Source organism: Mariniphaga sp., from assembly GCF_041687215.1.
GTDB lineage: Bacteria > Bacteroidota > Bacteroidia > Bacteroidales > Prolixibacteraceae > Mariniphaga.
The window spans coordinates 1-12,292 of record NZ_JAWLCI010000010.1; the positions used below are offsets into that span (position 1 = coordinate 1).

Genomic DNA, 12,292 nt, shown 5'->3' on the forward strand with positions numbered 1-12,292 from the left:
TAAATTATCACAAACTCCAACCGTTTTTATAGGTATGTTTTATCCATTCTGCACACATTTCCTGTGCATTCCATTTTACAGTTTGTTTCGATTCTCCTTCAACTTTCCGCGTGACAATATCTGAAGAAAAAGGCAGAAGTTTGGTAGTTATCAGTGTTTCATCGGGTGAAATATTGGTCACTTTCATGTTTTCACTGTCCCAAAGCAATGTTTTCTGTAATGATTGCATCCGCACAGCAAGGTTACCCATGACTACCATTTCATTGAAAGGCCCTGCATATTCAAAACTTGAAGCAGGTTTTCCGCCATTTTTGCAGCAGTTCACAAAGTGCATTTCATGACGGCCACCACCGGCAGGGTCATCCGGAATACGGTCAATTTTCACCCGGGTTTCAGGTGTAATTTCCTGTCCGTTTTTATACACTTTCCATTTGGCACCATAAGCTTCAGCAATAAGTGTAGCTTTTGAACCGATAAACATAAATCCGCCACCGGGATTCATCGGGGCATTGTTTGGTAAATCGAAAGGACGGGCAGGCATTAATCCGCCGTCGTACCAGGTTAATTTCAACTCCGGCATAGCGCAGTAAGGTAAATTTTTCCGTGCCGGAAACAGGTAAGACACCTGGGCTGAAACCGGGGCACTTTCGGTATTCACCAGCGAAGAGCTGGCCTGAAAAGCCGTTGGTGCAGTAAGTTGAAGCGCATAATACGGTACATCAAGTAAATGGCAACCCATATCGCCCAAAGCGCCGGTCCCGTAATCCCACCAGCCTCTCCAAATCCACGGATGATATTCCGGGTTGTATGGCCGCATTACAGCCGGACCAATAAACAAATCCCAATCAAGCGTTTTCGGAACTTTCACTTCCTCCAAAGGTTTCGGCATTCCCTGCCGCCAGATTGGCCGGTTGGTCCACACATGGGCTTCTTTTATGTCGCCCAGGCAGCCGCTGTGTACCACTTCGGTTACTTCATAAACCGTGTCGTTTGAATGGCCTTCGTTTCCCATTTGGGTAACAACACCAGTCTTTTTAGCCAGCTCAGTTAAATACCTCGATTCCCAAACCGAATGTGTAAGTGGCTTTTGAAGGTAAACATGTTTACCAAGTTCCATGGCAGTCGCTGCAGGTAATGTGTGCGTGTGGTCGGGTGTTGCAATCACCACAGCATCAATGTCTTTCTGCTTATCGAACATTTCCCTGAAATCTTTCCACTTCTTGGCCTCGGGATAGGTTTCAAATACTCTGTTGGCATAGTCCCAGTCCACATCGCACAAAGCCACAATGTTTTGCCCCGGCATATTCCGGAGATTGGTATTCCCTTTTCCGCCAATTCCGATGCCCGCAATGTTCAGTTTATCGCTGGGTGGAATGTGCCCCAACCCTGCAACAACATGGCTTGGAACAATGCTGAAACCTGCCAGTGCAGTGGCAGTTGTTCCTATAAAATTTCGTCTGGAGAATGTTGAATTTGAATTTTTCTTCATGATATGAATTTTATTGGTTAAAAAATTTCTGTACATTATTTATGCTGAAACCGTAAATTTATTCAATAAAATTGAAAAGCAGGTACTTTTTTATATTCAGATTTTTCACGTTACTTTTGAAAGCCGAAAAACGAGAACATGAATAGTGAAAAATATCCGTCGAAACTGCTGGAAAATGCTGTCAACGAGTTTTCAAAACTACCGGGAATTGGGCGGAAAAGCGCCCTGCGTATGGTATTGCACCTGCTCAGGCAAAACAAAGAGTCGGTTACCGCGTTTGGAGAAAGCCTGATTCAGTTGCGCAACGAAATAAAACACTGTAAAATTTGCCACAACATTTCCGATTCCGAAATCTGTCAGATTTGTGCCAACCCTTCGCGCAACAATTCGGTAATTTGCGTGGTGGAAAACATCCGCGATGTAATGCTGGTGGAAAATACGCACCAGTACAACGGATTGTATCACGTGCTGGGCGGAATCATTTCCCCCATGGACGGAATCGGACCCAACGAACTTGAAATTAATTCACTAATTGAAAGGGCAAATCATCCGGAATTGGTTGAAATAATTCTTGCGCTTCCTACTACCATGGAAGGCGATACCACCAACTTTTACATTTTCCGTAAGTTGAAAGACAAACCGGTGCGGGTTACAACGCTTTCACGTGGCGTAGCTGTGGGCGACGACCTGGAATACACCGATGAAATTACGCTGGGCCGCTCGTTGGTAAACCGGGTGCTTTACGAAAACTCGCTGGGAAAATAATCCGCCTATTTATTTTATTCTTTGTCGGAGAGCGATAAGGTAATAAGGTAAAAATCAAATGTATAACTTTTCTACTAAGGTTAAAATGCTGAAAATAAGGTTTTTATTTTTCCAAATTAACCTTATTTTATTTCATCAAACCTTAGTAAAATTGCAAACACCAGAAAGGTAACCTTATTCCCTTATTAATAATGAAAAAATGCCGCCAAATTAAAATACATTAAAAACGCAATTAATCAACTATAAAAAAGTGAATTATATAACGCATTCCCTAAAAAATATACCATTTAAAAAATTGCTGATGGATATCGGAACCAATTGCTTTTTGCCAACTTACATAAATGAATATATTGATCCCGTATTTATTATAAATGATATGCCGGTTTTTTCTTTTTTTCACCCCGATCTCAAGGGAAGAAATAAGAAAATTCTATCCGGTTATCCAATTGAAATGCTACATTTGAACCATTAAAGCCAGGCTGAATAAATGGAACTTTCGGTAATTATTGTCAACTACAACGTAAAACACTTTTTGGAGCAGTGCCTGCACTCGGTACTGAAGGCTACCAAAACGGTTTCGTCCGAAATTTTTGTGGTTGACAACAATTCGGTGGATGGTTCCAATCAGCTTGTAAAAGAAAAATTTCCGCAGGTTCACCTCATCGAAAACAAGGGAAACGTCGGTTTTTCAAAAGCCAACAACCAGGCCATCCGGTTGGCTAAAGGCAAATACATTCTTTTGCTGAATCCGGATACGGTGGTAGAGGAAGATACGTTCACCAAAATTATCCAGTTTATGGATGAACATCCCGATGCCGGCGGACTGGGCGTAAAAATGATTGACGGCAAAGGAAACTTCCTGCCCGAATCGAAACGCGGACTACCCACTCCGTGGGTGGCTTTCTGCAAAATGTTCGGTTTGTCGAAGCTGTTTCCCAAATCGAAAAAATTCGGGAAATACCACCTCTCCTACCTCAATGAAAATGAAACTCACCAGGTTGAAGTTTTAGCCGGCGCTTTTATGCTGCTTCGAAAGGAAACCCTCGAAAAAGTGGGATTGCTCGACGAAACATTTTTTATGTACGGCGAGGACATCGACCTTTCATACCGGATAACGCAGGGTGGCTACAAAAACTACTATTTTCCCGAAACCACCATCATTCATTACAAGGGCGAAAGCACCAAAAAAGGGTCGTTGAATTATGTTAAAGTGTTTTACAAAGCGATGATTATTTTCGCACAGAAACATTTTTCAGGTGGAAAAGCAAATGCCTTTTCGCTGCTGCTCAACCTGGCCATCTGGTTTCGTGCGTTGCTTTCGGTTTTGCACAGGATTATCGACCGTATCTTTCTGCCAGTGCTCGATGCCATTTTTATTTTTATCGGGTTCCTGCTACTTACCCCGCTTTGGGAAAACATACGTTATGAACCGGGCTATTATCCGCCTGATTTTTTGCATTGGGTGGTTCCCGTTTACATCCTTTTCTGGCTGGCAGCTATTTTCTCTTCCGGAGGGTATAAAAAACCTGTGAACCTGCTCCATGTTGCCCGGGGAATTTTATGGGGAACTATCGCCATATTGCTGGTGTATTCGCTGGTTGACGAAGAATACCGGTTTTCAAGGGCTTTGATTTTACTGGGTTCCGTTTGGGCCGCATTACTGCTTATAATTTACCGGCTTGTTTTTCATAAAATGAAGTGGAAAGCATTTGGCCCCGACATCAAGCGCTCCAAAAAAATTGCCATTGCCGGACACCCTGCCGAAGCAGCACGTGTAAGGGAAATCCTTCAGCAAACCCGCATTAAATCTGAATTTGCCGGATTTATTTCAATTGACGAAACAGACCGTGGCGAACAATACATTGGCTCGCTCAACCAGTTAAACGAAATTGTTCGCATCAACCGCATCGATGAAATTATTTTCTGTGCCGAAAACATCAGTTCGGCAGAAATTATCCGGGCCATGCTCGAACTCACTTCCCTCGACATTGACTTTAAAATTGCCCCGCCCGAAAGCATCAGTATCATTGGCAGCAACTCCATTCACACGGCAGGCGATTTGTATGTGGTGCACATCAATGCCATTTCCAAACCGGCCAACCGCAGGAGAAAAAGGCTTTTTGATTTTTCCACAGCGCTAACATTCCTCATGCTGAGTCCTTTTCTGGTTTGGCTATTCAACAAAAAGGGCAGGTTTCTGAAAAACGCGTGGCAGGTTGTTATCGGAAAAAAATCGTGGGTGGGTTATGCCCAATCAACGGAAAACCATCCGGAACTGCCTGCCATTAAAACCGGAATCCTCTCCCCTGCCGATATGTTTGACAACTCTTCTTCTGAACCAAAAAGAAACCATCGGCTAAATGTGCTTTACGCCCGCAATTACAGCGTACTTACCGATGCCGAGATTTTACTGAAAGGGTGGAAATATTTAGGTAAGTAGAATGTCATTTAAATTCATTAACTTGTTTATCCAAATAAAAAACAAACAGCCATGAACGTTTTAAATTATTCAGAATTAAAAAAAGATTTAAAAGGACATTTGAAAAAAGTATATGACGATCAAGATGTTTTGATTGTTCACAGGCCCAAAGGTAAAAGTGTGGTAATTATGACGCTGGACGAATACAACTCTTTTGCAGAAACCAAATACCTTTTAAGTTCCCCAAAAAATGCAGAACGTTTGGCAAAAAGCATTAAAAGTGCAGAAGAAGGTTTAACAAAAGAGGTTTCTTTGGAAGAGCTGAAAAACTTTGAAAAAAAGAAATGACAAAACAACTTCTCCACCATGGAAAAATAATCCTCCGCCCGTTGGAACCCGACGATATTGAGTTGCTTTACCGGTGGGAAAACAACATGGAAGTTTGGGAGCTGAGCAACACCCATACACCATACTCAAAATATGTGCTGGCCGAGTACATTAAAAACTCAGTAAAAGACATTTACGAAACCAAACAGTTGCGCCTCATCATCGAAAACTGGGAAAAACACCCGGTTGGCGCTGTTGATTTGTTCGATTTCGACCCATTCCACCAGCGGGCTGGTGTGGGCATTTTAATTCACAGTACCGAAGACCGCAATCGGGGTTTTGCCACCGACGCCCTGGAAGCCCTTTCAAAATATGCCATTCATGCACTCGGGTTGAAACAGCTTTATGCCAACATTGCAGCCGATAACCTGCAAAGTATCCGACTTTTTGAAAAAACAGGATTCATACAGACTGGTATTAAAAAGGAATGGCTCAAAACCATTTCCGGCTGGAAGGATGAAATTCTGTTTCAAAAACTCCTGGTCTGATTCACTTTCGGTAATTTTCGCTTCAAAATAAAAGACTTAAAAATCCCTATTTGTTGGGATTGATTTTCAATTTAATACATGCTACTATTGTATCCTTTGATTATTAGGAAACCATTAATTGAAAACCTAATACAAAATTTCGTGTTATTTTGGAATATGAAGGAAACAATTGCACAATTAAAAAAGGGGGAAAAAGGAGTTATCGGGAATTATTCAACCGACCTGATTCCGGTTAAACTGCAGGAACTGGGTTGCCTGCCTGGGAATGAAGTTCAGCTCATTCAGCTTTCACCATTTAAAGACCTGTTTTATTTAAATATAAACGGCAGTTTTTTCGCCATTCGTAAAGAAACGGCTGCGCTTATAGAAATTGCGAAAGTTTTATAATAATGTCAGTACTTCTTCAACTAGCACTCATTGGAAATCCGAATACAGGGAAAACTTCGGTATTCAATCAGCTAACCGGTTTAAACCAAAAGGTTGGAAATTATCCGGGCATTACTGTGGAAAAAAAAGAAGGCATTTGCAAACTCTCAGAAAGTGTTAAAGCCCGAATCACCGATCTGCCCGGAACCTATAGCCTGAATTCAACATCGGTTGACGAGCAGATTGTAGTGGAAATGCTTGTTAACGAGAAGGCCGAAAATTTTCCGAATGTGGCTGTTGTTGTTGCTGATATTGAAAACCTGAAGCGAAACCTGCTCCTGTTTACACAAATAAAAGATTTGAACATTCCGGTAATTTTGGTAATAAATATGGCCGATTTAATGGAGCGCAGAGGTATTTCGCTAAATGTGGCGCTTTTGGAAAAAAAATTACACACCAAGGTGGCTTTGGTCAGCGCCCGTAAAGGAACCGGCATAAATTACCTGAAGGAATTGATTCTCGATTATAAAAACCTGCCCACCGAACCGGTAGTTAATATTTCAGAAATCGACCCTGAATATTTTGAAAATCTTTTAAACGCTTTCCCCGGCGAAAATTTATACAAACGCTGGCTCACCATCACGCAGGATTTCAGTTTTAAGGAATCGGAAATCGATCAACCTGAAATACTGGACGAATCGATTAAGAAAAGCACACCGGAGTTGAAACGATTGCAACAAAAGGAAACCATTCTACGCTACCTTTTCATCAATAAAATTCTGAAAGAAAGCTTCAAACAAGATATAAAATCAGCCAAAGATTTCCGCAGCCGGATAGACAGGGTTTTAACCCACCGCATTTTCGGGTACCTTTCTTTTTTCTTCATTATGCTGCTGGTTTTCCAATCCATTTACAACTGGAGCAGCTATCCCATGGATTTTATTGATGGCCTTTTTGCCTCAATGGCGCAAGGAGTAAATAACATTTTACCGGCAGGTGCCTTTACCGATTTGGTCTCCGAAGGAATCATTCCCGGCATTGGTGGAATTGTGATTTTTATTCCGCAAATCGCCTTCCTTTTTCTGTTCATTTCCATTCTGGAAGAAAGCGGCTACATGAGCAGGGTGGTATTTATTATGGATCGTCTGATGCGCCGGTTCGGATTAAACGGCAAAAGCGTGGTGCCGCTCATTTCAGGCACGGCTTGTGCCATTCCTGCAGTTATGGCCACCCGCACCATCGAAAACTGGAAAGAACGCCTGATTACCATTCTGGTAACACCTTTCATTACCTGCTCGGCCCGTTTGCCGGTGTACCTAATAATTATTGCCCTGGTCATTCCCAACGAAACATTCCTTGGACTTAATTTGCAGGGACTTACACTAATGGCGCTGTATGTGCTCGGATTTTTAATGGCTGTAATTTCAGCCTATTTTCTAAATAAAATACTAAAAATTAAAAGCCGGTCTTTTTTTATTGCCGAAATGCCCGATTATAAAATGCCGATGGCCAAAAACATTGCGCTTACAGTTTACGACAAAACCAAAGATTTTGTGGTAAATGCAGGAAAAATCATTCTGGCCATTTCCATTGTGTTGTGGTTTCTGGCATCACACGGCTCGTCTGATCAGTTTAAAAATGCTGAAGAAATTGTACTAACCCAGAATGAAAGCGACAATTTTGATGCTGAAGAAATGGAAACAGCAATTGCATCATACAAATTACGTCACTCATACATTGGAACTTTAGGCCATGCCATCGAACCTGCCATTCAACCACTGGGTTACGACTGGAAAATCGGGATTGCCCTGCTTACCTCTTTTGCAGCGCGCGAAGTGTTTGTGGGGTCTATTGCAACCATTTACAGCGTTGGTGCCGACGATGACGAAACCATAAAAAACCGGCTGGCCGGAGAAATAAATGCCACCACCGGGAAAAAAGCTTTCAATTTTGCAAGCGGTATTTCCTTGTTACTTTTTTATGCTTTTGCCATGCAGTGTATGAGCACATTAGCCATTGTTAAACGGGAAACAAACAGTTGGAAGTGGCCGCTCATCCAGTTATTTTTTATGACCGGATTTGCCTATTTGGTATCGCTAATAACTTATCAACTTTTAAAATAAAAATCTGAAAAAGATTATGTGGGAACTTCAAAACATATTGGTTTATATCATCGTACTGGCTGCCCTGTTTTTTCTGGTTAAAAAATTCATTCTGAAAAAGAAAAAACCAAACGCTAAAGGCTGTGATTCAGCATGCAATTGCCACTAAAATTACGAAAAACATACGTTTAAAAAAACATACAAAAATAAAATACAAAATACTCTTTTTTAATAAAATACATTTCGAATACTTTCTGTTAATCGACAAATTTTTATTCGTAACACACTAAATTAAAGCAAATTATATTGAAATAAATTTTTGAACTTGCGATCATTTTTGTAAATTGATTGGTATTAACCAATTAAAATCCAATCAAAATGAAAAGGAATCAATCATTAAATTGGCAGATTCTAAAAATGCACACAGTCATACTGTTTGCATTTTTTTTTGTTGCTTCTGAAGCAATTGGAGGGGATGTTTTATTCAATAACCGGTTTCATATCCGGTTTATGGAAATGGACAGGCAGCAGCCTGTGGTAACAGAGATTGAAAACATAGAAAATTTTCCGGCAGATGATGTTAGTTTAAAACTTACCATCCGGAACAAACTTTCGCTTTCCGTTGCTTACGAATGGGAATCTTCGCTGGGAACCATTCCTGCAAACAACTCCCGGCTTGTGGAGGCCCCGAAACCCTGGGTTCCGCAAATGACAGGTACCTACCAAATGTCTCTTCAGCTAAATTCCTCCAACGATATTAACCCCACCAACGATACAACTTCGTACGATATTGAAGTGATGCCGCCAGCCTACTTCAAATTTAATTTCAACCAATTAAGTTTTCTGAATCCGTTTCAGCAGGAAAACTCGAATACAGGCAGGGTAGATTTTACCATTCCGCCAAACGACACGGTTCAGTATGTAAACTTTATGTTCGCGGTTCCAAACTCTTCGACGCCATCTCAGTGGCTGGTGCAAAACCTTCCCTTGCCTGCATTTCCCGATACCCAGGAAGTTTCGTACTGGATTGACATGGAAAAACTGGGAATCGCTGACGGAATGGAAGTCCCCTATCTTTGGTACAATTACAAATACGGAACCGAACCGGTTTTGGAACCCTTCGAATCGGAATTCATGTATTTCTCAGGCGTTGGAAAAGATACATACAATGTTGGCGGCGATATTGGTAACGAATGGGAATATAAACTGGGAAGTTATATTCCTGAAATTGAATGGAACAGCGAGTGGAAGGTTAAAACCTGGAACTACAGGGGCTGCAAGGTTCCCAACATCGATCTGGATTCATCAATATATAATCCTCGAGACATGGCAGACGAAGTTGGCGATTGGAACGCATGTGGACCGGCAAGCGCTGTAAACAGCCTGCAATGGCTGGAAGACTCAATTGCAAGTATTCCCAATTCAGGATTGTCGATACGCGAAAAACTGAAATTATTCAACGAATTATCTAACCGTTCAGACGAAGATGGTTTGAATACCGGTGGAATGATTCGGGGAAAACTGGCTTACATTAATTCGCTGAAACTGCCGATTCACGTGAAATGGCAGGGCGTTCCTTATGTTGATTCCATAGACTCGCCCAACCCCAAATACGGCCACAAAGCCGAAAGTAAAAACGATTCTGTGGGTGCGCACTGCACATTCGACTGGATTGCCGCGGAAATGGCCAAAGGCGAAGATGTGGAAATTAAATTTGGCTGGTTCGATACGCTGAATGTCCGGCATGGCGGACACTGGGTAGTGGTTTCAGGCGTTAGCGATGTTACCACAGCCCGGGGTTTGTATGTGAAGGACGACGAGCACCAGGAAAAAGAAGGTGGCATGAGGCAAACCTTTGTAAACTGGGTGACCGATGAAAACGGAAGACCCCGGCTGGTTGGCTTTAAAAGAGAAGACAGGCTTTGCTGGGTTGAAAGTGTGCTATCAGAAAGTTACGACGAAACCGTTACGTTTATTCCGGTGAGTTCGGCAAAAATTCCGCTAAAAAATCAGCTTAATTTGAAAGTGTATCAAAATCCCAGTCCGAAAGGAAAGCCGGTTAACATCCATTTCGATTTGCAGGAACCGAGCGAAGTTCAGTTGCTGATTTACGATTTGGCAGGCCGAATGGTCTATTCACGAAAAACAGAATACGGTCACCCCGGAAATAAATCAACGCAATGGAACAGCACCGGCGCAGAAAGTGGAACCTACATTGTGAAGGTTATTTCTGGCCGCATGGAATCAACTGAAAAGGTGATTTTACAGGAGTAAGATTGGAACAAGAAAGTGGAAAGCTCGAAGCAAGAAAATGGAAGGCAGGAAACCGATGATCAAAAACTGTCCTCCCATGAAATAAGGTGACAAAAAGTTTAGTTGATAACTTCTTAAATTTGATTTATTATAAACATTTGTATTCCTGTTTTTTGTAAATTGTTCAATCAAAAAAATTTTTTGAATATCAAAATAAAAATAAATTGATTGTATAGTGAACTAACATTTCGGAATATGATTTCACAGAAAATAAAAAGTGTCGTTCTTGATGATAATAAATTATCAAGAACGATTCTTGTGAATGGTATTTTAAAGAATTGTCCTGAAATAGAAATTATTCATGAATGTAAAACCATTAAATCAGCTCTTAACTGCATTGTAAAACACCGACCCGATTTAATTTTTATTGATATAAAAATGTCTGGAAATCATGCGTTTGACCTGTTTAATAATCTTGAGATTGTTGGGTTAAAAAAAATAATTATTTCTTCCAGCTCTGATTATGCTGCCGAGGCATTTCGTTATGCCGTAACCGATTACCTGATAAAACCGGTTAAAACGAAAGAATTGATGGAAGCTGTAAAAAAGGTTCAATATGAGTTAATACTTGAAAGTGCTTATCAAGACAATCAGTTTTCAGGCAAAAAGCAGGAAGTCCCGTCACCAGCTACTTCCAATCTGGTAATATACCACCGCAAAGGATTTGATGTGGTAAAATTATCAGATATTATTTATTGCGAAGCCAGCACGTATTGCACCAATTTTTATATTTCAGGAAACAAAACCATTTGTAGTTCCAGAAACCTGAAGTACTATGAAGAATTGCTACCCTCCGGACAGTTTATGCGTGTTCATCACTCATTTATTATCAATATTCAACATGTTGCAGGTTACAGTAATCATGAGGAAATAATGCTTTCAGAAAATTTGCGCTGTTCCTTGAGTGGATCCCATAAACATGATTTTTTGCATCTGTTCAGAAAACCCGAATAAATTACATGTATTTTGTTTGCAGATATTTATTAAGACTTAACTAACTACTCCGTATTTACGCAATTATTCCCCTTTATAGTATATCTAATTGTAATTATAATTTAACCCCACCCGGTTATTGGATTGAAAATGATATTAACTTATTAATGGTTAAATTAATCTGGCAAAAAATAACCATTCAAAATCAAACTGATATGAAAAGAATATCTAAGCACCACACTTTTAGCAATATTTTTTAACATAAAATACATCATTTACAAAGACTAAAAATCAAAAAAACCAATAAAAATGAAAAAGAATTTTTACCTCATTATCGTTTTAACCTTCTTCGTATTATTTGTAAAGGCAAATACACAATCTGTAATCTGGTCTGAAACCTTTGAAGGCGACTGGACTGCCAACTGGCACGCAGATGCCGGAACCTGGGAAGCTGGAATTCCCACAAGTGGGCCAAACGCTGCTCATTCTGGCGATAAATGTGCAGCTACTGTTTTGGGAGGAAATTACAATACAAATGTACAAAGCAGACTAATTAGGCATAATTCATTTACCGTTCCATCAGCATCGGAAAACCCTCGTTTACGTTTTTGGCATTGGTATAGTATGGGACCTAATGACTATGGAAAAGTACAGATTAAAGTAGATGGTACAACGGATTGGGTGGACATATCTCCTTCATACATCAATACTGGCAGCGATGTATGGACTTATCCTTCTATTGATTTATCTGATTATGCAGGGCAATCGGTTCAAATTGCTTTTTACATTTATTCTAATCCTTTTGATGTCAGCACTGGTTGGTATATTGACGATGTAGAAGTGCTAACCGGACCTATGACTTTTAATAATCCTGAAGATTGGGAAAGTGGGCTTGGCGAATGGGCTTCAGAAAGTGGCACTTGGGAAGTTGGCACACCCTCTGGTGGCCCCGGGGAAGCTTATGAAGGGCAACAGTGTGCAGCAACTGTATTGAATGGTAATTATGCGACTTCAGTTTCTTCAAGATTAA

At 40.7% G+C, this 12,292-nt stretch carries 11 protein-coding genes; 10 read left to right on the plus strand and 1 reads right to left on the minus strand.

Annotation, left to right across the window (positions count from 1 at the left end):
• Window positions 1–7 precede the first annotated feature (7 nt).
• On the minus strand, window positions 8–1,489 hold the full coding sequence (locus ACESMA_RS05770; protein ID WP_372947827.1) for a Gfo/Idh/MocA family protein: 1,482 nt from the start codon (window positions 1,487–1,489) through the stop codon (window positions 8–10).
• A 138-nt stretch (window positions 1,490–1,627) separates the two neighbouring features.
• On the opposite strand from ACESMA_RS05770, the gene recR reads away from it, so the two are divergent.
• From recR to ACESMA_RS05820, 10 genes are all read left to right on the plus strand, one after another.
• Window positions 1,628–2,254, plus strand: a complete 627-nt coding sequence (gene recR / locus ACESMA_RS05775; RefSeq protein WP_372947828.1) for a recombination mediator RecR — start codon at window positions 1,628–1,630, stop codon at window positions 2,252–2,254.
• A gap of 487 nt (window positions 2,255–2,741) precedes the next feature.
• A complete protein-coding gene (locus ACESMA_RS05780) occupies window positions 2,742–4,694 on the plus strand; it encodes a glycosyltransferase (protein ID WP_372947829.1) in 1,953 nt (650 codons plus the stop codon).
• A 51-nt stretch (window positions 4,695–4,745) separates the two neighbouring features.
• A complete protein-coding gene (locus tag ACESMA_RS05785; protein WP_372947830.1) occupies window positions 4,746–5,021 on the plus strand; it encodes a type II toxin-antitoxin system Phd/YefM family antitoxin in 276 nt (91 codons plus the stop codon).
• Window positions 5,018–5,548 (plus strand): GNAT family N-acetyltransferase, encoded by a 531-nt coding sequence (locus ACESMA_RS05790; protein ID WP_372947831.1) that lies wholly within the window; start codon window positions 5,018–5,020, stop codon window positions 5,546–5,548. The genes ACESMA_RS05785 and ACESMA_RS05790 overlap by 4 nt, the downstream gene beginning before the upstream one ends.
• Window positions 5,549–5,704: 156 nt before the next feature.
• A complete protein-coding gene (locus ACESMA_RS05795) occupies window positions 5,705–5,935 on the plus strand; it encodes a ferrous iron transport protein A (protein ID WP_372947832.1) in 231 nt (76 codons plus the stop codon).
• A gap of 2 nt (window positions 5,936–5,937) precedes the next feature.
• The gene (gene feoB, locus ACESMA_RS05800; protein WP_372947833.1) at window positions 5,938–8,037 is read left to right on the plus strand and encodes a ferrous iron transport protein B; all 2,100 of its coding nucleotides are present in this window, start codon (window positions 5,938–5,940) and stop codon (window positions 8,035–8,037) included.
• A 16-nt stretch (window positions 8,038–8,053) separates the two neighbouring features.
• Entirely contained in the window at window positions 8,054–8,185 is a 132-nt protein-coding gene (locus tag ACESMA_RS05805; RefSeq protein ID WP_372947834.1) for a FeoB-associated Cys-rich membrane protein, read from the plus strand.
• A 248-nt stretch (window positions 8,186–8,433) separates the two neighbouring features.
• Window positions 8,434–10,290, plus strand: a complete 1,857-nt coding sequence (locus ACESMA_RS05810) for a T9SS type A sorting domain-containing protein (RefSeq protein WP_372947835.1) — start codon at window positions 8,434–8,436, stop codon at window positions 10,288–10,290.
• Window positions 10,291–10,524: 234 nt separating this feature from the next.
• Window positions 10,525–11,283 carry a LytR/AlgR family response regulator transcription factor gene (locus ACESMA_RS05815; RefSeq protein WP_372947836.1) on the plus strand — a complete coding sequence of 253 codons (759 nt, stop codon included), beginning with the start codon at window positions 10,525–10,527 and terminating at the stop codon, window positions 11,281–11,283.
• A gap of 288 nt (window positions 11,284–11,571) precedes the next feature.
• The coding region (locus tag ACESMA_RS05820; RefSeq protein WP_372947837.1) for a choice-of-anchor J domain-containing protein at window positions 11,572–12,292 on the plus strand (721 nt) is incomplete at its 3' end.

What these genes read in the sequence shown, in the direction of transcription:
- recR (WP_372947828.1), top strand. Translation starts at nt 1,628, where the DNA reads ATGAATAGTGAAAAATATCCGTCGAAACTGCTGGAAAATGCTGTCAAC.
- ACESMA_RS05780 (WP_372947829.1), top strand. Translation starts at nt 2,742, where the DNA reads ATGGAACTTTCGGTAATTATTGTCAACTACAACGTAAAACACTTTTTG.
- ACESMA_RS05810 (WP_372947835.1), top strand. Translation starts at nt 8,434, where the DNA reads ATGCACACAGTCATACTGTTTGCATTTTTTTTTGTTGCTTCTGAAGCA.
- ACESMA_RS05795 (WP_372947832.1), top strand. Translation starts at nt 5,705, where the DNA reads ATGAAGGAAACAATTGCACAATTAAAAAAGGGGGAAAAAGGAGTTATC.
- ACESMA_RS05770 (WP_372947827.1), bottom strand. Translation starts at nt 1,489, where the DNA reads ATGAAGAAAAATTCAAATTCAACATTCTCCAGACGAAATTTTATAGGA.
- ACESMA_RS05790 (WP_372947831.1), top strand. Translation starts at nt 5,018, where the DNA reads ATGACAAAACAACTTCTCCACCATGGAAAAATAATCCTCCGCCCGTTG.
- ACESMA_RS05815 (WP_372947836.1), top strand. Translation starts at nt 10,525, where the DNA reads ATGATTTCACAGAAAATAAAAAGTGTCGTTCTTGATGATAATAAATTA.
- ACESMA_RS05785 (WP_372947830.1), top strand. Translation starts at nt 4,746, where the DNA reads ATGAACGTTTTAAATTATTCAGAATTAAAAAAAGATTTAAAAGGACAT.
- feoB (WP_372947833.1), top strand. Translation starts at nt 5,938, where the DNA reads ATGTCAGTACTTCTTCAACTAGCACTCATTGGAAATCCGAATACAGGG.
- ACESMA_RS05805 (WP_372947834.1), top strand. Translation starts at nt 8,054, where the DNA reads ATGTGGGAACTTCAAAACATATTGGTTTATATCATCGTACTGGCTGCC.